The organism is Mucilaginibacter sp. A3364 (assembly GCF_059690715.1).
Window position 1 is genome coordinate 1,252,923 of sequence record NZ_JCAWED010000002.1, and the last position, 23,411, is coordinate 1,276,333.

The following is a 23,411-nucleotide window of genomic DNA, read 5'->3' on the forward strand; positions in this document are numbered from 1 at the left end:
ACAAAATGCGCCCTTTTAGGTTTATAGTGCCAGGGCTTGTTAAATTATGTGCCAATATTTGCGCACTTTTGTAAGCCCCAACATATTTATTTTTACCTGATACAAAACTACCATGCAGGACACCACTATTTTATGGGCCGATGACGAGATTGACCTGTTAAAACCACATATACTTTTCTTAAACGAAAAAGGCTACAAAGTTAATACCGTAACTAACGGCCATGACGCGGTTGAGGCCTTTAAAAATGGTTACTTCGACCTGGTTTTTTTGGATGAGAACATGCCCGGCCTTACCGGAATTGAAACGCTGGCGCAGATCAAAAACATTAACAATGATGTACCCATTGTAATGATCACCAAAAACGAGGAAGAGTATTTAATGGAGGATGCCATCGGCTCCAAAATTGACGACTACCTGATCAAACCGGTGCACCCTAAGCAAATACTGCTTACCATTAAAAAGCTGACCGAGAACAAACGCCTGGTGACCGAAAAAACCACCATGGCCTATCAGCAGGATTTCCGTACGTTAGGTATTACGCTTAACGATAACCTGAGCCACGAGGAATGGGTTGACGTTTACAAAAAACTAATATACTGGGAGCTTGAACTGCAACAACTGGAAGACTCGGGCATGCACGAAATTTTGACCATGCAAAAAGCCGAGGCCAACACCCAGTTCTGCAAGTTTGTAGAAAAGAACTACCTGGATTGGATCAAAAACCCCGATACGGCACCAACCAGTTCGCCACAGTTGTTTAAAAAGAAAGTGTTCCCTAAGCTTGAAAATAATGTGCCGGTATTTTTTATATTGATTGATAATTTGCGTTATGATCAATTTAAGATCATTAACCCAATCATATCCCAATATTTTAAGCTGGAAGAAGAAGACACTTATTATAGTATATTACCTACCGCTACGCAATATGCGCGTAACGCTATTTTCTCAGGCCTGATGCCTTTGGAAATGGAGCGCCGTTTCCCGGATAAGTGGCAGAATGATGAGGACGAGGGCGGAAAGAACCTTTTCGAATCTGATTTTGTGACCGACCAGATAAACCGTGTATTACGCAAAGACTGCAAACACTCGTACCACAAAATATTGAATATTGACGAGGGGCGCGCGCTGAACGATTCGGTAAATAACCTGATGAAGAACGACCTGAACGTGGTGGTTTACAACTTTGTGGATATGTTATCGCATGCCCGTACGGATATGCAAATGATCCGCGAGTTGGCTAGTGATGATGCGGCTTATCGCTCGTTAACCCTGTCGTGGTTTGAGCATTCGCCTTTGTTTGAGTTATTGAAGTTTTTGGCCACCAAACAAGTGCGCGTAGTAATTACTACCGATCATGGTACCATCCGCGTAAAAAAACCAAGCAAGATCATAGGCGACCGTAACACCAATACTAACCTGCGCTACAAACAAGGCCGTAATTTGAATTTTAATGCCAAAGATGTATTCCACATACGCAACCCGCACGATGCTATGCTGCCCAAGCTGCATGTAAGCTCGAGCTTTGTGTTTGCTAAGGAGGATACCTATTTTGTATACCCTAACAACTACAATCATTTTGTCAATTTCTATAACGAGACCTTCCAGCACGGCGGAATCTCGCTCGAAGAAATGATCATACCTATTGTAACTTACGGGCCTAAATAAGCCTGTTAGTCATCTTGGCCATTAATTATATGGCCTTTGGCGCGGTTATTTTATAACCCTACCAAGGGCCATACTATTTTTGCTACGAATGCAGGATGAAACAGTAACGGCGCCGGCGCGATCAACCAAAAATATAACCATAGTCGGGCGCTTAATTTACTTTGTAATAGTCCGCGGTTTTGTAAGGCCTTTTCGGCGGTTACGGCTATGCATTGTGCGATAAAGTACAGCGTTGGCAAACCATAGCCAGTGTTCACCGGCACGCTTAGAGCAAGCTCATGCAGTAATCCTGAAAAAGCGAACGCCGCAGTCAATGCCAGGCCGGCACCCCATTTGGCGTTTATAGGGCGATATATTGCGATGCTGATCATCTCTATAAAAGCCAGGTTCCAGCGCTTACCCCAAAACTGGGCCAGGCTGGTGGCTTTAGCAGGCTCCCTAAATAATAAGTAGGTGCTTGCACCCTGCAAGCGCCAGGTGCCTGCGCTTATGCTCAGCAAGCCGAAGTGCAAAATAAGGCTTAACGCTACGAGGCTTATTCCGGCGGTTATAACCGGAATAAGTTGAGATCCTATCTCCAACGAAACTAATCCATGCGCCAATAAAATAAGAAAGCCACCTATCACAATCCGACTCACGCCAAATACAATAAACGCGCGAGCGCCGGGTATAGGTTTGCCCCCCAGGGTTTCAAATGGCTGAGGTTTCATACCCACCCAACCGACGGCAAATGCAGCCCATTGCCTGAAGTTTAGTGGCACAGTTTTACTCCCATAACTTAATGGACCCGAAATCAATTTCATTGCTGTAAAAGATGTAGCAATAATAGCCAGCATTTTAAGCACCGGGTTATCATGAGCAAAAACAAAACATATGGTAACTACCGCTATAGCCATAAGCAACCAGGCAATTACTATCAATTTTCTTTTGAGGATATAGTAGCCGGCAACCACCAGGATCACGTTGATCGCTACCAGGCAGGCAATATGTTTAATCAACTCAGTATTCATACGTTTTGAATATTGAAGTAAGCAGCATAACTAAATACCAAACTAAATAATACAAACAGCATTACCAATGCCGTTTCGCCAACGCGGTACCATATGCCTTGTGGGAATGCTTTCCTGTCGAGATGTAAAAACTGAACACACAGCCTTGACAACCAATAAACGGCAATAAAGCCATTTACCGCAACGGCCAGTGTTGAGCCATCGGTCAAATCGCGATAGCAAAAAACAGCAAGCAGGCCGAAACTGGTATTGATGCAGGCTATGTAAATAGCATAGGTCCAAAACATTTGCCGGGTTATGGGCTGTAGCTTTGCAAGCTCGGTAAACCAGTTAAGCAATTTGGGCACAAATAAACTACCGGCAACCAGGCCAAAGTGTAAAATGCCGGCTATAAACAAAAGGTTTTGAAGTAACGTATCCGTGGTTTTCATACCACAAATTTAAATACAAATATTAAACTTTCAAAAATTACTGAAAATTAAATCTAATTTGAATTTGCATAGGAGGTTCGCAATTCTTACTAAGTACTTATTTATATTTTAAGGCTGATATTAACTCGCTTCAACAAACCTGCCAGCCATACCATGGCCAGCGCGAATACCAGGCAACGTATAATACCGCCAACACCCTGGCTCAGGTATTCGGGATACTCAAGGCTGGTCATTTCATATATAGGATAAAATATGCCGGGCAGCAGGTAACAGGTAAACGCGCCCAGTCCTGCAGGTTCAATAATTTTAAACCAGCTGTACTTATTCTTAAAATCAACAATAAAAACAAACAGGGCATAAACCACCAGGCTTATGCCGGTGCATATCAATACCCATGAAGGTGTATCGCGCACTTTGGATATGCCGCCGCTAAAGTAACGCACTATAAAGCCCAGGTTAAACAATATTACAGCCATTAGCAGCATACCTATCCAAAGCAGCCTAAGCTCATTTGTGGCATGCAGGCGCATATACAATACCGCCACAAATACGCCTGCCATGGTAAAGGTTTGCATGGAGCCGTTGCCGGCTATCCAAACATACTGGCTCAATGGCTCTAAAAAGTCAAGGAAACCAAAATGAAAATCGATATTAAAAAACATGAAGAATAACCAGGCCGCCGCCTGTATCCATAACAATCCGCCAGAGTAAAAATAAATAAGCGCACAGATCAGATACGCCCATCCTATTAAACCCAAAATTCCCCACCAGGTAAAATGCAGCCAGGGATGTGCAACATCGGTACTCTTATAAAGGATGGATAACACAATTAACACCGCCACGCCAAAGCCCTGCAGCAGGTATTTTTTCAGCACAGATTCTTTATCATAATTTAAGAAGATGAGAAACACGCTGATAGTTGCCAGGCTTTCCCAAACAGGGCGGGGCAGCAAAGCGGAGGCTTCGTCATAGGTTTCAACATTGGTAAAGTAAAAACCTATAAAAATCAGCGCGGCCGACCGGGTAACAATGCGTAAGGGAATATGGTAATCGCCACGATTAAGCTTAAGCCTGTTTTGAAAAGCAAATGGTATTGACAGGCCCACAATAAATAAAAAGGCAGGAAATATAGTATCGGCAAGGCCCAGGCCATCAACATTTGCTGCTGCGTGCTGTATCCACTTAGGGGTGTTAGGCATGCCTTCAATATCATTAACAAATATCATCAGGAACATGGTAACCGCACGAAAAGCATCAATTGACCGCACACGGTACAACAGATCATTCATAAGCTTTACTAATGTTTTTGCGGGGAAAATGTTTTATTGAAACGCCGTTTTTGAGCGTTTTGTATACAGTTTTTTACTTAAAAAGGCACTTTTTAATGCTGGCATCGATTGTAACTCATTATTTACCTGTGCCCTAATCAAAAAAATTTTGAGCATAAATATTTTTTGTAGCTTTACCCCTAACCAATTTTAATATTGAAAATGAAAAAAATAGTTTTACTAAACATTGTAGCTGCACTGGCTATAACCACCACATTATTGCCGGGCTGCGGCGCCAGCAAAGAGGCTGCTTCAACCCCAGCTGCTGATAACACCCTAACCGAAAAAGAAAAGAAAGAAGGTTGGGTATTATTGTTTAATGGTAAAGACCTTAAAGGCTGGCACTCATGGAAACGTGATACTGTTGCCGCTAACTGGATAGTTAAAGACGGCCAGATACAATATAACCGCGATGCTGACAGAGCGGGTGATGACCTGGTAACTGACGGTATTTACGAAAACTACGAACTTAGCTTACAGTGGAGAATTTCAAAAGGTGGAAATAGCGGTATTATTTTCAATATCCAGGAAGATCCTAAATACGGTGCTACTTACCAAACCGGTGCAGAGATGCAGGTATTGGACAATATAGATGCACAAGACAAAAACCCGGAAACTCACCTAGCCGGTTGTTTATATGACATGCTAGGCGGCGCTTCGGTATCAAAACCGGTTACCCCGGGCGAGTGGAACCAGGTTAGACTGATCCAAAACAAAGGCCAGTTAACATTTTACTTAAACGGCATTAAAACTGTTGATGTAAAAGTTGGTAGCCCTGAATGGGAAGCAGCGCTTGCGAAAAGTAAATTTAAAAGCCGCAGCTTTGCCGATTTCATGAAAGTATTGAAAGGCAAAATTGCTGTACAAAAACACCCTGGCTCAAGCGGCTGGAAAAATATCAAGATCCGCGAGATCAAAGGCTAAATACAGCTTCTTAAAAGATATAAAGCCTCATCATTTTTTGATGGGGCTTTTTATTTAAAGTAGTTTACGGCGTAGCCGACTATTTCTTTGGTGTAAAAACCCCAACTGGTCAGGGTTTCGGCAGCGGGGATAAACTTGTCGGGCGCAGTACGGTTGTCGCCTGTCATAAAATTTGATGGATATGCGACAACATCCATACCCATATGTTTAAATATCATTACCGATCGGCGTAAATGAAACGCCGAGGTCACCAGTAAATAAGGTGGTTTTAAACCGGCGCTATCCAATAACACTTTGGAGAAACGGGCATTTTCCATCGTGTTTTTCGATTTGCTTTCGATCAATATTAAACTATCGGGTACGTTAATTTTATTGAGCTGGGTTTTAACCCAGGTAGCTTCCCTAAACTCGCCGGGTACCAGGTTGCCATTGCCGCCGCTTATTAAAATATGACCGGCGCGCCCGGTTGTAAATAGCTTGGCACCTTGTATAAACCTATCGGCAGCACTGGTAAAATGTCCGCCTTCGGGGCCGCCGGCTGATGAAAATCCACCTAAAACAATAACACAGCTATATTTTTTACCGGCTGGCGGATAAGTTGAAATATCCCATAAGCGCCCAAACTTTTCAAATGCAAAAGGGATGGAAAAAATATAAAAAACAATGCCTGCCGAAATGAATAGCCATTTTTTTCTTTGTTTATTTTTAACCACCAGCGCGGCTATTACTAAGCCTAAAACCCAATACATGGGAATGATTAAGAAAAGTAAAAGTTTTGAGAGGACAAAATACATGATAAAGATATTAACGGCTACCCGCTGATAAGATGCACCCAAATATACCTTTTTTAACTAGCTTTGCTAAGCGTATATCATTGCAAACCAGTGCAATGACTGAGGTATAAAATATTCCTAAAAGGGGTAAAAATTACTATATTTGCTTTGCCTGCATTTTTAACTTCTTTTATTGTTAAAAAAATTAATAATTAAACATCTGCTTATTAGTTAAAAACGTAAGTCCCCATACTAATTAAATTTTTAAACATTATTAATGGATATTAAGGCTTACATACAAAGTGGCATTCTGGAGCAGTATTCGCTTGGCTTGCTTACCCGGGCCGAAGCGGATGAGGTGATCAGGATGAGCGTATTGTATCCCGAAATAAAAGATGAGCTTAACGCCATTGAAGAAGCGATGGAGCGCCTGGCCGCTCAAAATGCGGTAAAACCCGGCGGTGATGTTAAAAGTAAAATATTAAGCGCGCTTGGATTAAACAATGATGTGCTTGATATTAATAACCTTCCCCCAACTACTAAAAACTCCGATCACCAGGTTTGGCTATCAACCCTTGAGCACTTGATACCCGGACAGCCCTACCCGGATTTTTCATCAACCGTACTACAACAAACCGACAATTTGCTACAAATGCTGGTGGTAACCAATATGGATGTGCCTAAAGAAACCCACACGGATATTGCCGAAAGCTTTTTTATACTAAAAGGCAGGTGTATTTGTACCGTTGGCGATAAATTGATTACCCTTAACCCGGGCGACTATTTAGACATACCATTACATGTTGAGCACGATGTAAGGATCATGTCGTCACACGTAATCGCTATTTTACAGCACATTTATTAACTACTACAAAAGCTTATCAGCCACTTCGCGCCAGGTATTTACGCGTTCGTAGTCGGTTAGCAGTAAATTGTGGGGCGATGTATAAAGCAGTTTGCGCCCTTCAACATCGACAAAGTTTTTGATACGGTCGTCTATCATAATATCTACATTCACAATTTTATGACCGCAAAAAATGATGTTTGTCCACGGGATGAACGGGAAATGCTCCTCCAGCCACTCATACTTATCAAGGAACGAATGCTTGAATTCCATAGCGGCCGATACGATGTAAACATCGTACTTCCGGCTTAGTTCTTTAACTACCTCCGGGCTATCGGCAATTACAGGTATATCCCTAAAAAAACCCGGTTGGTTAACGTATTCCCATTTTAAAACATCCAAGTCAGCCGACATTACTTCGCCAATTTCTTTTCCAGGTTCGGTTATCAGATCGTAATTATGATCGCGCTTATACAGGTCAACAAATTTTTGGATGGTATCTGCAATTACTTCATCCATATCAATGGCAATACGTTGTTTCTTCATATCAATATTCGCGCGTTTTTGCGCTGCAATATTAGGCAATTTTGTTTACAGCAGCAGTGCTTAAAACAACAAAACCCGGGCAATAATGCGCCGGGTTTTGTTGTTTAATACAGCGGGTATTACATTGTACCCGGCTGTTTGCCACTGTATTTTAATGGGATGTTGGGATCTTTTGCATAGTCTTCCCAAAGCTGATCGATGGTTTTGCCTGATAGGGCTGCCCATGTAGCTTCGGTATAAGTATGCGCACGCAGCTCTTTATCCAGTTGTACTATCATACCCGGTTTAACCTTTTGGTCAATCCACTCAAAAAAGCGGGCGGTAATGCGGTAGCTGTTTTTGTAGCTTTGGCTTGCCTTGAACTCGGGCAGGTACCATTTTGAACCTATGTTATCAACGCCGTATTTATAACGGATGTAATCGGCAATACCTTCTGTTAACCAAACAGGGCCTGCACTATAGCCATAGCCTTGTACCAGGTGCATACCTTCGTGTGTAACCACGTCAACATCAAAAGGATGGCTATTCATGTATTTGGTTGAGAACAAGATACGATTGCCGCTGGCTTCGGCTACGCCTTTGTAAGCAGTATCGGTTACAAAAACAACTTCTTTAGTTGCCTTGTCATTAAACATGGCTACCAATTGCGGATACGATTTAAAGTATGTATCGATCAGGTCCTGCTGAATTTTAGGGTTAAACTTTTCGTTTTTGTTGATGAAAACCAATTGGTAACCATTTTTTCTGATGGTATCAACCGAGGTCCAGCTTTTATGGAAAGCTTCCTGCAGGTTATACTGGAAGTTTTTAAAGTTCTTTTTGTCTTTGATCCAGCGGCTGTTTACTACAATCTCGCCAGGGATGGCGCTAAGGGTAAAATCTTTCGCGGTATCGATAACGCGCATGGTAACCTCGCGTTTGGTGCGGTAACCATCGGCACTGGCAAAACCCGGGTATACGGCTTTAAACGCGGCGCTAACCTGGGCGGTATCTACTTTAACTTTAGTGTTGTTTACTACGGTGACGGCGTATGGACGCGGGCCTTGACGCCTTTGCTGATTTTGGCCGGTAGCCGGTGCTGTTTGGGCGTGTGCAGCTGCAGACAACATTACGAATAATGCAATTTTGGGAAGTTTACTGATCATAATAAATTGGTTAATGGGCCTAAATATAACTCAAATAGCTTAAAGTATTTGTAAAAAATAAGCTATGTTATTGTAGTAAAGCGCGATGAATTAACCGGCAATAAAAAATCATTACCTCATAAAACCTCTAATTCGAGCTACGCTTAAAAATCCGATAGGCTATCCCGGCTATAAGCATGAATATCCCGGTAATAAACAGGGCAACGGGTAATGAAAAATGTTGTGCCAATATACCTAAGCCTGCCGGGCCGGCTAATTGCCCGGTATAACCAATAGTACCCATAGCAGCTACCGCGCTTGCGCCCGATACCGCTTTCATATTACCGGCAGCGCTAAAAAATACAGGCACAATATTGGCGCAACCAATGCCAATTAATATAAAACCCAATAAGGTAACAGGCAGCCATGGTGCAAGTAATATAAGGCTGTACCCAATAAAAGCAACCACACTGCCGGCCAATACCACCGTACGGCTATTAAACCTGGAGATAATACCATCGCCGGCCAGGCGCATTACTGCCATAGCTATTGAAAAAAATGTGTAGCCCAGGCCTGATAATTCCTTGACAACGCCCTTACTATCATGCAGCAGCAAAGCACTCCAATCTAACATAGCCCCTTCGCAAAGGAAAAAAATGAAACACATCAGCCCTAAAAACAAAACTGTGCCATTTAACCATGCCGAACTTTGTTTGCCCTTACTGTCTTCGCCCTCCTCATTTTCGTTTAACTTGTTTTCTTCAGCTTGCTTAAATAAAGAAGCCTGCCAGCCAAGGGCCAGTATAAGTAATAACACTGATAGCGCAACTGCGCCGATGGTAAGCGTTAACCCAACTTTAAGTAAGACACCCATTAATATAGGGCCCAAAAGCCCGCCTACACTGAAAAGCCCATGCAATGATGACATGATATGCTTACCCGAAGCATTTTGCACGGTTGCGCCATGCGTATTCATCGCTACATCAATAGCCCCCAACGCTGCGCCAAAAATAAAAAGCATAGCAGCCATTGTGGCCCAGGTGGTAAGTATAGTTAACATTGGCAACCCTGCTGATAAGATGAGTGCGGCAGAGATCATTACCCACCTTGAGCCGGCACGTTTTATCAGCCAACCGGTAAGTGGCATAGCACAAAAAGCCCCTATACCCAAAAACAGTAAAAGCAAACCCAGGTTGCTATCGTTTAAGTTTAACCTGTCCTTAACAAAGGGCACCATAGGGGCCCATGCGGATATAGCCAATCCGCATAGTAAAAAATAAACCTGGGTAGCCCGCCTGGCGGATTGAATGTTTGGTATCATAAATATATCCCAAAAGTAAGCGATGACGGCAAAGAAATGTTTTTGGCAGGTAAGAATCGAAATTATATAACTTTGCCAAAAAACACCGAGCTATGCACTCAAAAATGATTTGGGCCAACCTTGCCGTTGACGATCTGGAGAGAACAACCAGGTTTTATACCGACCTTGGCTTTCAGCCTAATGGCGCACCAAACAACCAGCTTACCAGTTTTATTTTTGGCGAAAATGATTTTCCAATCCACTTTTTTTTGAAGGAGGTACTTCAATCAAACATGAAAATGGAAATAACCGACGCACGATCAGCAGGTGAAGTATTATTCACGTTATCGGCAGATACTAAAGACGAGGTAGACAAGTGGGCCGCGGCAGTTATCAAAGCGGGAGGTACCATACTATCAGCCCCCGAAGCATTTGGCGATGATTTTTACGGCTGCATGTTTGCCGATCCGGACGGGCACAGGTATAATGTGTTTTATATGTAATTTGTATGAGCAGGCGCTTAAGCCTTTTTAACAAACTCTGATTTAAGTGCCATTGCGCCAAAGCCATCTATTTTGCAGTCAATATTGTGGTCGTTATCAACCAACCGGATATTGCGCACTTTAGTTCCTGCTTTAATACCATGCGGGCTACCTTTTACCGGCAGGTTTTTGATAACCACAACCGAGTCGCCGTTTTGAAGGACGTTGCCATTGCTATCTGTTACCACAAACTCGTCATCTGTTACGTTATCTTCGGTGGCGTTCCACTCATGCCCGCATTCCGGACACACCAGGAGTGCATCCATGGCGTAAGTGTAGGTTGATTGACAAACAGGGCATGGAGGATATTCAGACATTATAATATGTTTTATTGATGTGCAAAGATAAAAATTGACATCAACTATGATTTAACAAAAAGGGTGCTTTTAAAGCACCCTTTTTGTTAGTACAAACTACTCGTTATAATTAGGGTCAAACTCCACTATCCATTCAATACCGTATTTGTCTCTGAACATGCCTGCGTAAGTACCCCATGGGCCTTCGCCAATATCGCCTTCAACATCTCCGCCAGCCGATAGTCCATAAAATATTTTATCGGCCTCTTCCCGGCTTTCGGCACTCACTGTTATTTTTGATCTGTTCTCGTTCTCGTTTACACGGCCCATAATCTCGGGAACATCGTTAGCCATTAATACATTGGTTTTGCCAATAGGCAAAGCAATATGCATGATCTTGTTCGCCTCGTTTTCTGCAACCGGGAACTCGTCGCTTGACAGATCGCGAAAGCGGATGATCTTTGTAAATTCTCCGCCAAAAACAGATCTGTAAAAATTGAATGCTTCTTCGGCGTTGCCATTGAAGTTTATCCATGGATGAATTGCTCTCATAGTTTTATTTTAAGTTTTTAGTTTTTTATGATTTTTGCGACAAGGTGCTTAACAGATCTTCCAGGTTTTCTAATGTCATGGCAAATCCGATCTTGAAGCCTTCTAATAAGCTTTCCAATCGTTCAAACGATTCATTATAAATGACGATGTCCACTTTAGTTATACCATTCTGTTCACTAAAATTGTAATCCCAGTCAGAACCCGGCAGTTCGCGGTTTTCGTCTTTGTCCGAAAAAGCGTTATACATCTTAAAATTGGTTTTCGGCGTTATAGAAGTAAACTCCTGCACGGCCCAACGCTCCTGTCCATCGGGGCTTATCATCGCATAAAAGCGACGTCCTCCAACTTTAAAATCCATATACTTGGTTTTGGCGCGCATTGGTGCCGGTGCTCCCCATTTGTCAAGCAATTCTGCTGTGGTAAAGGCGTCCCACACTAAGGCTATACCGGCATTAAACTCTCGGGTTATGTATACCGTTTTCGCTGCTTTGTCAACGTTAAAATCAAATAGCAAATCGTTGTTCATTATTTATTGATGATTAGTTAATAATTTATCGGTATCAATTCTACTTCGTGGTCTGTTCTTTAATGGTTGATAATAATTGGTCAAGCTGGTTAAATTGAGTCTCCCAATTTTGCCTGAATTGGGCTAACCAATGGTCAAACTCCTGCATTTTTTTTGCGTTGAAGTGATAGTAGATCTCCCTGCCATTAGGTACAGGTTTGATCAAATCGCATTCATGCAATACTTTAATATGTTTTGATACGGCCTGCCGGGTCATATCAAATTTTTCGGCCATTGCATTTGGCGTTAATGCCTGGATAGCTATCAGCGTTAAAATGGCCCTGCGCGTTGGGTCTGATATGGCCTGGAATATATCTTGTTTCATTTATCAATTATCAATTAAGCAACCTTCAGGTTGCAAATATATATGCAACTTTTGAGTTGCGCAAATATATTTTCATTTTCTTTCGATCCGGATGATTGGGGAGAGCCTGTAATTAAGGAAACAGCCTGTGTTAGCAAGATACAACAACACGCTTTGCCGAAAATATATCAGGGCTTGCTATTCGGGGAGTAGGGGGTAGATTGAAGTTGCATAACGATAGTATTATGCCCATGCTAAAAGCACGGGCATTAGTACAATGAACTCGTTCGTGTATAAATTGGTTAAATGGCGCCGCATAGAATAGCGGGCATTACAAAGTTGTATAATTATGTATGCAAAAAATAGGCTACGCCTTATCAGCCAATATAAATCACAACTATTTTTAACGCAAGTAGCTAATTGCCAGTATTTTGAAATTAAATTATGCTTTAAAAATCACAACAAAAACACCGGTAAAAGGCCTAGGATCGAGACGAATTATTGTCCATATCAACAAATTTTATCTCCATAACTTTATTGTCGAACTCATCGCCATGAAAGAGCGCCTTGCCTTTGATACGGTTTTTGTAGGTGTAAACCGTACTTAGCGTGCTTTCTAAAATATTGGCAATAGTTTGGTTGTCTCGGATGCCTAATCGCATCAAAGCAAATATCCTGAGGTTGATATTTAATATCTCACCGTTCTTTGGCCAGATCTGGTCTTCGGATTTTAGCAGTGCATTAAAGGCCTGGATAAAATTAGGGAACATTTTCAGGAAGATGGTATCAAACGTATAAAACAGGTTCTCCCTTTCTTTCTTGATGTCGATCTCTTTAGCCACTTGCATTAACTCTTCATAATTTTTTATCTTGAGTTTATGCTCAGTATTTCGCTTAAGCTTTTCAAGCCTCGAAATATATTCTGATATCAGGTGAAAAAACTGGCCTATATATTCTTCCTTAATGTACCCGTCTTCCAGTAACCGCTTATTGGTTTGGTCAAGTACGTCATATTTTTCTTTTACTATAGCCTCGCGTATTTTAACTTCTTTAAGGCGTTTGTGTACTATATAAGAAACTACAGCTATACCTATCAGCCCCAGCGTCACCACGCTTATCAAGATGATCAAAACACTGATCTTTTCATTTTCAGACCTGATCAGTTTCCGGGCAGCCAGTTGGGTTAGCATTTCGGCTATATTTTCCTCCTGTATTTTGTTGCCGAAAAAAACAGCCTGGGCCATTGCTTCGTTTAATAATAACTCCGCATCATCCAGTTCGCCACTTTTTAACAGCCTTTGGCCAAGCCGGTACATAGCCAGGGTTTGTTTTGTTGATGATCGAATATCGTAAATGGCTGCTATCTTTAACAACCTCTCTTGTTCTGCATCGGGCACCAGGTAGCTTAGGTCATTTGCAACCATGGCCCGCTGGTGTATGGTAAGGCCGGGCCTGTTAAACAAAGCTTTTAAAATGGCAGCGCCTTTATCAGGCTGGTTGGTAAACGTTAACAGCTGCCCTGTGTTTTTAATTCTATTATAACTCCCCGGCTTACTAAACTGTATTGCCGAGTCGAGTGTTTTCAATGATTCTGTTTTGTTAGCAGGCGAGTAAAACCTATTGGTATTATAGGCTGCCAAATCATTTAATGCACGTGCTTTCAGTTCATAATAGCGTAATTTACTGCTATCGGGCAGCGATTTTGCATTAAGTTGAGCTATACAATCAAAGGCTTCTTTATGCATGCCCCATGACAACTGCAGATCGCCCAATTTTAATTTGCTCTCATCTATTTTGCTTTGCTCCTTAAGTAAGTTACTTAGGCTAATCAGTTTATAGGTGTATACGTGGGCCGAATCGAAGTTGTAATACCTATAAGCATCGATCAATTCTATCAGTAGCGCGTACCGTGCCGATATATCATTTTTAGGGATTGCAGTTAATGCAGATTTTAACTTCTTTAACTCAGCTTCCTTACCGCGGTCGTATGTGTCTTTTTTTAATATCTCGGCTTTAAGAACCGTTAGCAAGCTATCATTTACCTGCCTGCACTCCGCGTTGGTAACAAATGATATCAAGCATAAAAAAGAAAGTAAAATCTTCATGTATAAAACGCGCCTGCTATGTTTGGCTTACTAAAGATAGATTATTGTTTAAATACAAGCCACTTTACGCTCAAAATCTTATTAACGATAACTGACTGTTTAAGCAACAATAATAAAAATCTTTACTGGTAGGCAAACATCGCGTAAGTATTTATTTACGCAAACGTATTAACAAAACAACCGCTTCACCGCATTGCCGCCATTAAAACCAAAAGCCCAAACAGTTACAAATAACTATTCGGGCTTTGAAGCAAATGACCGGATTAATTTACCTGTTATAAGCCAGGATCAAATTCCACTATCGGTTAAAGATGAAATCTATCGGCAGATCCAAAAGGTTTTGGCATCGATCGGAGAATTTATAAAAACTCAAAACAATCCATGCCTGAACTATGCCGGGCTTTTACAAAACAGCGTTTTAATACTAACTAACTTTATTGAAGACAGTGGTCCAGGAACGCTTTTCGTCTGATCCGAACAGCGTGGATTTTGCATTTGCCTGTATAGAAATAGACTTTCCATCACTGCTCAACTTCCAAACCTCGGTTATGTACACAAATTCTTGTTTCGGAGCATGCACATACTTTAGGTATACAATTGAGTTCACCGTCATAGTTTGGCCATCTGCTGACAACTTTACGGTAAACTTCTTTCCGAATCCCGGGGCACGATCAATTTGGATTGTTTTGCCGTTAAAGATAAGTTTCTCCTGGTTTTTAACCAGCGCCGTACCCGGAGCCGGGTTTGGTACTTCTATGGTTAGAGAATTTGCCTGTTCTGCTATTTTCATTGTTTTAGATAGCATACGATCCCCCTCGGTAAACGAACAGACAGTATTTCCGCCCATAGCTATCGACTCTTCGGCTTTCCATTCGCCAGAAAAGTTAGCGCGGTAAATGCCTTTTTTTTGCTGAGCCTGTACATCTGAATAAATTAGTCCAACCAACATAATAGCCAGACCGAACAAAGCATTCCTTTTGTTTCTCATTTCTATTAAAATTATTTAGCGAAAATACCTTGATGTCTTTCAGTATGAGGAATTTAGATTGTAAATAAAAATGTAAACGTTGTAAATAAAATATTAGCACAGTGCTTAATACCGATCCAAAATTGATTTTCATAAAATCAGACGCAAAAAAGCCCCGATAGTAATTATCGGGACTAACCAATTTAAAACCGTCTCGACTGAGAAAGGAAAGGAAGGCAGTTAAAGTGTCAACGCGCTGGTATCCGGCTTAAGCAGCCGTGGGACAGGTAAAATGATCCGGGTAGATACCCGGATCATTAGCGCGTATATCTCGCCTGATCGAATTTGGAGGCGATCTGCGAAAACCTGTTTATCGTTTGTATTTCAAATAGATCAGTTAAAAAGACCCCGCGTTTTGCGTGAGTTTACCTTGTGTAATATCTATCTGCGATTGTGGAATAGGGAAAACGGTAGCCGCATCCGTAACGTTGTTAACCAGGTTCAGGAACGTTTTTTTACCGTTTAAAACGGTTACCGCGCGGCCGGTACGAACCAGGTCATACCACCTTAAATTTTCAAACGCAAATTCTACCCTGCGCTCGTGCTCCATAGCCAGCCTGAAACTTTGCTGATCGGGCACCTGTACGGCTGTGAGGCTACCTAAGCCGGCACGTGTTCTAACCCTGTTCAGGTTAGTGAAAGCGTCGCCCCCTGCTACATATCCTTGCTCATTCAATGCCTCTGCGTACATTAACAGTACATCTGCAAACCTGATGACAGGGATGTTATTACCGTTATCATTTTTCGCTGCCGGCACATCAAAGTATTTTTTAACGTAATTAACTTTTACAATAGCGCCGGTAGTAGTGTTGGTGTACTGGGTAGATATGCTGGCGTTTAACCTGCTATCATTAGCTTCATATTCGGCAATCAGGTCTGAAGTAGGTACATTATTACCATCGCCACCAAAAGCAACAACAAAGTTGCCTGAATTTAACGGGGCGAAACTGTTTGGCCAACCATTACCCAAACCCACCTGGCCTGATTTAAATTGTACATCAAATATCCCTTCGGCGTTGTATTTGTTATTAACCCTGAAAACGTCACTATAATTTGTAAGCAGGTTATAAACGCCCAGGTCCATCACTTCTTTAAGTTTGGCAGCTGCCTGCGGGTATTTACGTTCTACCATGAGCACGCGTCCTAGTATCGCCTTAGCGGCACCTTTGGTTGCCCTGCCCAAATCGGCTCCCGAATAAGAATTTGGCAACACGGCCTCGGCATCGGTCAAATCGCGTTCTATTTGCGCGTAAACTTCTGCTTTAGGCGAACGTGCGTAGTTATAGCCTTCGCTTGGGTCTTTTATCTCTTTCAGCACCAGCGGTACATCGCCAAACGTTTGCACTAACTGGAGGTAATATAGCGCACGTAAAAACTTGGTTTCCGCAATGTAACGTGCTTTCAGGTTATTATCCATGCTGATAGCGCCTATTCTTTCCAGGATGGGATTACAGCGCGCTATAGCCGCGTAGCAATCATTCCAGCGGCCGCTGATAAGGGGGTTGGTTGTTCTGATATAAAAACGATGGAACTCATCCTGGTCGGTTACAGAACCGCTTGGCACTGGTGTAGTATTATCGGTTCTTATCTCGCCAAATACATAGCTGTTTGAACCATATGTTCCTCCCGAGCGTAAACCGGCATATGCCCCGTTAACGGCGTTATTAAAGTCGGCCTGTGTCAGGTAAAAGTTCTCGCTGGTTAAGTTGGAGATGGGCTTAAGGTCTATAAAATCCTTATTGCACGAGCAAAATAGCGACAGCGCGAGTATGAAAGTATATTTAATATTTGATTTCATGATCTTCAAAATTAATGTGGTGAAATGGTTTAAAATGTTACGTTTAAACCAAGGGTAAGGGTCCTGAATAACGGGTACGAGCCATAGTCCACACCGCTTGTTAATGGTCCGTCGTAATTGCTCACATCCGGGTTGTAGTTCAGGTAATTTGACCAGGTATACAGGTTTTGACCTGAGAAATATATCCGTGCTTTAGAAATGCCTGCTTTTTGTACCCATTTAACTGGCAATTGGTAGCCAATATTTATGTTTTGAAGGCGTAAGTATGAAGCGCTTTCTAACCACCTTGATGATACCGCGTTATTGTTACCGGTAGTGCGGGCATTAGCTCTTGGTTCGGTGCCGTTACCCGGATCGCTTGGCGACCTCCACCTGTTTGCAGCAATAGCTAACTGGTTTTGGCTTCCTTCCAGGTTATCAAAAAACCGGCGGCTCAGGTTTAGTATCTGGCCACCTTGCACACCCTGGAATGCTACGCTTAGATCAACACCTTTAAAAGAGAAACTATTGGTGAAGCCGTAAGTAAACTGCGGCTGGTTGTTACCAATGGTTGTACGGTCGGTAGCATCCAGTTTTCCATCGCCGTTAACGTCTTCAAATTTTACGTCGCCCGGTTTAGATGTCGCGTCATGCGGGTACGAATTCAGATCAGCCTGATCTTTAAATACACCTAACTGTCTGTAACCATAAAAGTTTCCAATTGGCAAGCCTATCATGGTAACATTGGTTGAGCCTACACCGGCATCATTAAATTGTGGCGCACCTGTTGGGCCTAGGGCCAGCACAACATTCCTGTTGAAAGAAATATTGGCGTTGGTACTCCACGTAAACTTTCCGATAAGGTTATTGGTGTTTAAAGCAAGGTCAAGACCGCGGTTGCGCATTCTGCCTATGTTTTGGAAAGATGATCCGTAGCCGGTAAGAGTTGGTACCTGTACCGAAAAAAGAAGGTCTTTAGTTATCTTGTTATATAGATCGGCCGTAATGGAGACACGGTTTTGTAAAAAGCCCAGTTCCATACCAATATCCAGTTGTTCGTTCTTTTCCCAGCCTAACTTAACGTTGCCCAATGTTGAAGGGACAACTCCATTTACCAATGTATTGTTAAATGCGTAATTACTTAAACCTAGTAACGAAGCGTAAGGATAATTACCATTAAATGCGTTATTGCCCGATAAGCCATAGCTTACCCGCAACTTAGCATTTGATAACCAGGTTAATGGCTTCGCGAAATCTTCTTCAGATATATTCCAGCCTAACGAACCCGCAGGGAACACACCATAGCGGTTTTCTGAACCGAAGATAGATGAGCCGTCTCTACGGATGGAGGCGTATGCCAGGTACCTGCTTTTATAGTTGTACGAAACGCGAACGAAGTACGAATGACTTGCATTTTCGGCAATTGATGAAGTGGCCGATGTAGGCGTTGCGGCCGCGTTTAAAGTTTGCACAACATCATTAGGAAAGGTGTTGCCCGCCGCATTGGTATTCCTAACCTGGAACCTGGTTGCTTCCATACCAATAAGCGCGTCTATAAAATGCCCGCTTTTAAATGTTTTGGTATAGTTTAATGTCTGGTTGAACAGCCATGATCCTGTTTGCTCAAAGGCCGAGCTTCCGGTGGCTGCATTAGGTGGCAGTAAGCCGTTAAGCGGAAGTCGTGAGGTATTGTAAGCATCAGTGTTTGTTGTCACGATATTGACATTACCCGATGCTCGATATTTCAGATTATCCAAAAACGAGTATTCCGCATACGCGTTCGATACCAGGTTAGAATAGCCTACACGGCGCTTACGTTCTGTAGCATTGGCCACCGCGTTCGTTGGCGTTGCCCATTGAAACGGTGTTGCCAGGGGCACTACTGTTGTGTAATTGCCATTGGCATCATATACCGGTTGGAAAGGCACCGTAGCCAGCGCCGCGTTGATCACGCCGTTATCTGCCCAGTGTCCGTCTGCGTTTACGGTGTGTTGTACCCGGTAAGTGGGGTTGATATTTAAGCCGATCTTTAATTTGGAAGTAGCTTGCACATCCACATTAGCCCTAAGCGTATATCTTTTAATGTCTGATGTGATGATGATACCATCCTGCGCCAAAACAGATCCGTTAACCAGGTATTTAACTTTATCGGTACCGCCTGAAACACCAACAGAATAATTGGTGATAGGTGCCCGTTGAAAGATCAGGTCCTGGTAATTGGTGTTGGGCAATGCAGCTACGGCAGCCGGATCGTCAAAGTTGATCCCCGATTCGCCCCTTGGGTAGCCGAAACGGGCATTACCGCCCACGCGCGTTGCTCTTAAACTATTAGCATCGGTAATGCTTGCAGTAGGAAAAGCGTCAAGGTAAGCGTTATTGGCCGCGTCTTTTGAAAATTCGGCGAATTGCTGCGAGGTCAACAGGTCTATTTTCTTAGTCACATATTGAAAGCCGCTGTAAACCCCTACATCAATTTTTGGTGAACCGGTTTTTCCGCGTTTAGTGGTTACCATTACAACACCGTTAGAGCCCTTTGAGCCATAAATGGCTGCCGAAGAAGCGTCTTTTAATATGTCTATACTTTCTATTTCATCGGCACCTATGGTTTGAAAAATATCCGTATTGGCAATGTTTCCGTCAACAACAATAAGCGGTGTGTTACCGGCGGTGATCGAGCCAAAACCCCTGATACGTATTACCGGCGTAGCACCCGGGCCACCCGAGTTTGATTTGATCGAAACACCGGCTATTTTGCCTTGCATGGCGGTAAGTACGTTAAATACCGGTTGCTCACGCAGCTCCTTCATAGGTGCCGAGCTAATGGCCGAAGTTACATTTAAACGTTTTTGCGTACCGTAACCTATAACAACCACCTCGTTAAGGTTGCTTGGGGTTGTTTTTAAAACAACGTTGATGATCTTTTGCTCACTTACAGGTATTTCCTGCGTATCAAAACCAACAAAGCTAAATACCAGTACATTATCGCCGTTCGGCACATCTATTGAGTAAATGCCATTTACATTGGTACTTGTGGCAATATTGGTTCCTTTTACTTTTACGGTTACGCCGGGCAGCGATTCGCCATTACTTTCGGCTACCACTTTACCCGTTATAGTGACCGAGGCAGGAATATCGTCCGACTTCGGGTCTTTAGCCTTGCTGATAGCGATGACATTGTCTGATGCATCGTAAGTTAAGCCTACAGGTGCCAGCAGATCATTCAAAACGTCAGACAGTAAACGAAACTGGCTAAAAACATTAACCTTTTGCTTTGCATCAAGTATTTGCGGGCTGTAAATAAAATTAACGTCATACTCCTTCTCAATCATTTTCAAAACCGTCCCTAAGGCAACACCGTTTTGATTGATCGATATTTTTGTATTCAGCACAGCCTGTGCCTTCAGCGTTTTAGCCATTGTACTTCCGAATAGCGAGAGTATGATAAATAGCTGTAAAAACGATATTCTCATAATTTTTATGAGTAAGTGTTTATAATTCATAATTTTGATTGGGTTAGTATTAGGTTATTAACTCGACACAAAAGCCCCTTCACATCTTGCGGTGTGTTAAAAATGACTTCCAAACATTTCCGGGCTTTTAAGATCGACCGGAGGTACGACGAATACCTTCGGTTTTTTCTTCACTATGTAGTTTACTTTCTCATACGCGCTGTTTTAGTTTTATAATTAGGTTTATTTTATATTGATCGTCCCATCTTCAATAGCATATTGCGCATTTATAGCGCGGCAGATCATTTTGATCTTCTCGTCTAAAGGCAAATTACCCAATGACCCTGTTACAGTTGAGCCGGCAAATTTTTTCTGATCGTATACGATAGAAACATCATAAGCCAGTTGTAATTTTTTCACGATCTCGGATAACGGCGTCTCGCTAAAGGAGAAAGCTACCGAAGCAACCTCTTTTGATAATATCAACGGCTGCTTCAATTGTCTTTTTTGTAGCAGGTCTTTTCCTTTTTCTACGGCTACCTCTTCATTTGGCAGTAGTATTACTACCGAGATCACCTTATCCGAGCTATCCTTTTTGGTTACCTGCACCTTGCCTGTGTTTACAATAACCTTGGCCATGGTATTTGGGAAAGCGCGCACGGTAAAGCTGGTGCCCAGCACTTTGGTAATCAGGCGGTCGGTCGTTACGAAAAACGGTTTCAACGGATTTTTTCTCACTTCAAAAAAAGCTTCCCCGGAAAGGGATATCCTTCTTTCATTTCCGGCAAAAGCACGCGGGTAGCTAATTGATGAGTGTGGCTGAAGGATAACCAAGCTTTGATCGCTTAATTTGATGAGTTTTGGCTTTACATCCCTGTTTACATAGTTAACCAGGGTAACAGCGCTTGCTTCGTTGGTTTTAATTCCGCCATTATTCTCCCTGTAAAATAAAATCGCTACGGTAATAACAACCAGTAAAATTGCCGCGATCCTGATCCATACCGATTGGCCGATGCTACGCACTACTGCCGAACGTTTAACCGGGCTTATTTCGCGGTTCACATTATCGGTGATCTCTGCTAACTCTTCGGCGCTAAGGGGTGGCATTGCCTGTTTTAGCTGTAACGACAACAGGATGTTGCGGGCCCGGGTTACCGTGTCGCGCTTCTCCGGGTTTTGCAACAGCCAGGCAGTCCACGTTGAATCATTAGCATCATCAGGCGCCAATACCCAGCTAACAAATGATTCATTCGCTATCAGGTCCTCTATTTCGTGTTCATTATATTTATCCATATTGCCTATTTAATTGTATTTAAAATTAATCATTCGCTAAACTTCCTTAGGGTTAATGTATGCAGCATTTACCCCACAAAAAGTCAGGCATTTCGCTACAAAGCGCTGCCGCAAATAAGCGCGTTTATTGGGTAACATAAACAGGTTTTTAATAATGGTTGTATAATGTGTATACTGGTAAGACACATGCAATAGCGAATGTTACCCTTCAAAAGAAAACTTTTTTTAAAAATCTTTTAATTATTAAATATTGCTTTGAATAGTTATTGATTTTTATCATTATGCATACTTTTACCAATAGCAGCCACACGGCAATTGCCCCATTATAACCAAAATGCGTCCTAAAAAAGAAATGATATCACAGCCTGACGATAAGCTGCTTTGGCAAAGTTTTCGTGATGGCGACCTCATTTCGTTTAATTTATTGCTGGAGAAATTTTCGGGGCCGCTTTTTAGCTATGGCGCCCGGTTTTGTAACGACCGCGAGATCATACAGGATTGCATACAGGAGCTTTTTATCGAGTTATGGAACAAACGCGCCACCATTACCACTCCCGATTCTGTTAAATGGTACCTGTTTACTGCCTTACGTAACCGCGTGTTCAGAGCTCAAACAAAATGGAACAGAACAGAGACCATTAGCGAAGATGATTATGCTTTTTTCTTTGAATTTGACATCGAGCAAAAAATAATTGCGGTAACTGAGGATATTGAACTGAGCCAAAAGATCAAGAAAATATTAGAGTCGCTACCACCGCGACAGCGCGAGGTTATTTATTTAAAATATTATGAAAACTTAAGTTTTGACCAGGTGGCCGAAGTAATGAACCTTAATAAGCAGTCGGTACATAACTTGCTACAAAAGGCTTATAACAGTATCCGCGGGGAATGGACGCTACTTATCGCAACACTGTTAAAAATTCATTTTTTGTACAGATAGCTAAACAAGAACGTCGCCCCGATAAGGCGACGTTCTTGTTTAGCTATAATAGGGGTATTGAATATTGCTTATCCTAATTTGTAAACACCTACTTCGGCAAGTATTTGTCAATGTGATTCATTTTTAAAATCCATAAAATCAAAATATTTTATCACAACGTCATAAAACAAAAATGCCCGGCCATGCCGGGCATTTACTGTGCGGAGAGGGAGGGATTCGAACCCTCGATACACTTTTGGCGTATACACACTTTCCAGGCGTGCTCTTTCGACCACTCAGACACCTCTCCTGTTATTATACAATATTATACCTTACGTAAAAACTTCACGTGCAGTTGCCAGTAGTTACATTATATGTTTTTAACCTGCAAAAATTGGTTTGCAAAGGTATAATAATATCGCAGCTATGCGCATAAAAAAAGCGGGCTTACCAGGGCCCGCTTCATAAACAAATTATAAACCAAAAACTATACTTATCACTTTATCCTATATGGCATTCAGTGTTATAAGGATAGAGTGAAAAACCGGTCATTGGTTTAACCGCCTTAAAATTTTTATGGTAACAACGCAGATACACAATTTTACCTTATGTTTGCGTGATTAGCCAGGCGTGTAG

The 23,411-nt window shown here is 42.3% G+C and carries 21 protein-coding genes and 1 tRNA gene; 5 read left to right on the plus strand and 17 right to left on the minus strand.

Annotation, left to right across the window (positions count from 1 at the left end; genetic code table 11):
* Positions 1–112 precede the first annotated feature (112 nt).
* Positions 113–1,666, plus strand: a complete 1,554-nt coding sequence (gene porX, locus AC59JT_RS17850) for a T9SS response regulator signal transducer PorX (protein ID WP_497401539.1) — start codon at positions 113–115, stop codon at positions 1,664–1,666.
* A gap of 50 nt (positions 1,667–1,716) precedes the next feature.
* Here the strand turns inward: porX and AC59JT_RS17855 are convergent, their stop codons facing one another.
* The 3 genes from AC59JT_RS17855 to AC59JT_RS17865 form a co-directional block, all read right to left on the minus strand.
* Positions 1,717–2,676, minus strand: a complete 960-nt coding sequence (locus AC59JT_RS17855; protein ID WP_497401541.1) for a wax synthase family protein — start codon at positions 2,674–2,676, stop codon at positions 1,717–1,719.
* On the minus strand, positions 2,673–3,107 hold the full coding sequence (locus AC59JT_RS17860; protein ID WP_497401543.1) for a hypothetical protein: 435 nt from the start codon (positions 3,105–3,107) through the stop codon (positions 2,673–2,675). The genes AC59JT_RS17855 and AC59JT_RS17860 overlap by 4 nt, the downstream gene beginning before the upstream one ends.
* 101 nt (positions 3,108–3,208) lie before the next feature.
* On the minus strand, positions 3,209–4,396 hold the full coding sequence (locus AC59JT_RS17865) for a DUF5009 domain-containing protein (RefSeq protein WP_497401545.1): 1,188 nt from the start codon (positions 4,394–4,396) through the stop codon (positions 3,209–3,211).
* A 201-nt stretch (positions 4,397–4,597) separates the two neighbouring features.
* Between AC59JT_RS17865 and AC59JT_RS17870 the strand changes: the two genes are divergently transcribed.
* Positions 4,598–5,359, plus strand: a complete 762-nt coding sequence (locus AC59JT_RS17870; protein WP_497401547.1) for a 3-keto-disaccharide hydrolase — start codon at positions 4,598–4,600, stop codon at positions 5,357–5,359.
* Between the two features lie 50 nt (positions 5,360–5,409).
* Here the strand turns inward: AC59JT_RS17870 and AC59JT_RS17875 are convergent, their stop codons facing one another.
* The gene (locus AC59JT_RS17875) at positions 5,410–6,108 is read right to left on the minus strand and encodes a YdcF family protein (protein WP_497401549.1); all 699 of its coding nucleotides are present in this window, start codon (positions 6,106–6,108) and stop codon (positions 5,410–5,412) included.
* 301 nt (positions 6,109–6,409) lie between these two features.
* Here AC59JT_RS17875 and AC59JT_RS17880 point away from each other — a divergent pair, with 301 nt between their 5' ends.
* Positions 6,410–6,997, plus strand: coding sequence for a cupin domain-containing protein (locus tag AC59JT_RS17880; protein WP_497401551.1), 588 nt, complete (start codon positions 6,410–6,412; stop codon positions 6,995–6,997).
* Between the two features lie 3 nt (positions 6,998–7,000).
* On the opposite strand, the gene AC59JT_RS17885 is transcribed toward AC59JT_RS17880, so the two are convergent.
* From AC59JT_RS17885 to AC59JT_RS17895, 3 genes are all read right to left on the minus strand, one after another.
* Complete coding sequence (locus AC59JT_RS17885; RefSeq protein ID WP_497401553.1) at positions 7,001–7,522, minus strand: 5' nucleotidase, NT5C type; 522 nt, start codon at positions 7,520–7,522, stop codon at positions 7,001–7,003.
* Positions 7,523–7,641: 119 nt separating this feature from the next.
* Entirely contained in the window at positions 7,642–8,667 is a 1,026-nt protein-coding gene (locus tag AC59JT_RS17890; protein WP_497401555.1) for a basic secretory protein-like protein, read from the minus strand.
* Between the two features lie 127 nt (positions 8,668–8,794).
* Entirely contained in the window at positions 8,795–9,967 is a 1,173-nt protein-coding gene (locus AC59JT_RS17895; RefSeq protein WP_497401557.1) for an MFS transporter, read from the minus strand.
* Between the two features lie 92 nt (positions 9,968–10,059).
* On the opposite strand from AC59JT_RS17895, the gene AC59JT_RS17900 reads away from it, so the two are divergent.
* The gene (locus AC59JT_RS17900; RefSeq protein ID WP_497401559.1) at positions 10,060–10,449 is read left to right on the plus strand and encodes a VOC family protein; all 390 of its coding nucleotides are present in this window, start codon (positions 10,060–10,062) and stop codon (positions 10,447–10,449) included.
* 17 nt (positions 10,450–10,466) lie between these two features.
* Here AC59JT_RS17900 and AC59JT_RS17905 read toward each other — a convergent pair whose 3' ends face one another.
* The 9 genes from AC59JT_RS17905 to AC59JT_RS17945 form a co-directional block, all read right to left on the minus strand.
* A complete protein-coding gene (locus AC59JT_RS17905; RefSeq protein WP_497401561.1) occupies positions 10,467–10,805 on the minus strand; it encodes a zinc ribbon domain-containing protein YjdM in 339 nt (112 codons plus the stop codon).
* A gap of 96 nt (positions 10,806–10,901) precedes the next feature.
* Entirely contained in the window at positions 10,902–11,336 is a 435-nt protein-coding gene (locus AC59JT_RS17910; protein WP_497401563.1) for a VOC family protein, read from the minus strand.
* 25 nt (positions 11,337–11,361) lie between these two features.
* Positions 11,362–11,862, minus strand: a complete 501-nt coding sequence (locus tag AC59JT_RS17915; RefSeq protein ID WP_497401565.1) for an SRPBCC family protein — start codon at positions 11,860–11,862, stop codon at positions 11,362–11,364.
* Between the two features lie 40 nt (positions 11,863–11,902).
* Positions 11,903–12,226: an ArsR/SmtB family transcription factor gene (locus AC59JT_RS17920; RefSeq protein ID WP_497401567.1), complete on the minus strand. Its 324-nt coding sequence runs from the start codon at positions 12,224–12,226 to the stop codon at positions 11,903–11,905.
* 461 nt (positions 12,227–12,687) lie between these two features.
* Positions 12,688–14,310, minus strand: a complete 1,623-nt coding sequence (locus AC59JT_RS17925; protein WP_497401569.1) for a SusR-related protein — start codon at positions 14,308–14,310, stop codon at positions 12,688–12,690.
* A 424-nt stretch (positions 14,311–14,734) separates the two neighbouring features.
* Positions 14,735–15,298 carry a hypothetical protein gene (locus AC59JT_RS17930; protein WP_497401571.1) on the minus strand — a complete coding sequence of 188 codons (564 nt, stop codon included), beginning with the start codon at positions 15,296–15,298 and terminating at the stop codon, positions 14,735–14,737.
* Between the two features lie 376 nt (positions 15,299–15,674).
* The gene (locus AC59JT_RS17935; protein WP_497401573.1) at positions 15,675–17,135 is read right to left on the minus strand and encodes a RagB/SusD family nutrient uptake outer membrane protein; all 1,461 of its coding nucleotides are present in this window, start codon (positions 17,133–17,135) and stop codon (positions 15,675–15,677) included.
* Between the two features lie 29 nt (positions 17,136–17,164).
* Positions 17,165–20,584: a TonB-dependent receptor gene (locus AC59JT_RS17940; RefSeq protein WP_497401575.1), complete on the minus strand. Its 3,420-nt coding sequence runs from the start codon at positions 20,582–20,584 to the stop codon at positions 17,165–17,167.
* Between the two features lie 222 nt (positions 20,585–20,806).
* Positions 20,807–21,856 (minus strand): FecR family protein, encoded by a 1,050-nt coding sequence (locus AC59JT_RS17945; protein WP_497401577.1) that lies wholly within the window; start codon positions 21,854–21,856, stop codon positions 20,807–20,809.
* Between the two features lie 334 nt (positions 21,857–22,190).
* Between AC59JT_RS17945 and AC59JT_RS17950 the strand changes: the two genes are divergently transcribed.
* Entirely contained in the window at positions 22,191–22,796 is a 606-nt protein-coding gene (locus AC59JT_RS17950; protein ID WP_497401579.1) for an RNA polymerase sigma factor, read from the plus strand.
* Between the two features lie 201 nt (positions 22,797–22,997).
* Here the strand turns inward: AC59JT_RS17950 and AC59JT_RS17955 are convergent.
* Positions 22,998–23,085: transfer RNA gene (locus AC59JT_RS17955), tRNA-Ser, on the minus strand.
* Between the last annotated feature and the right edge of the window lie 326 nt (positions 23,086–23,411).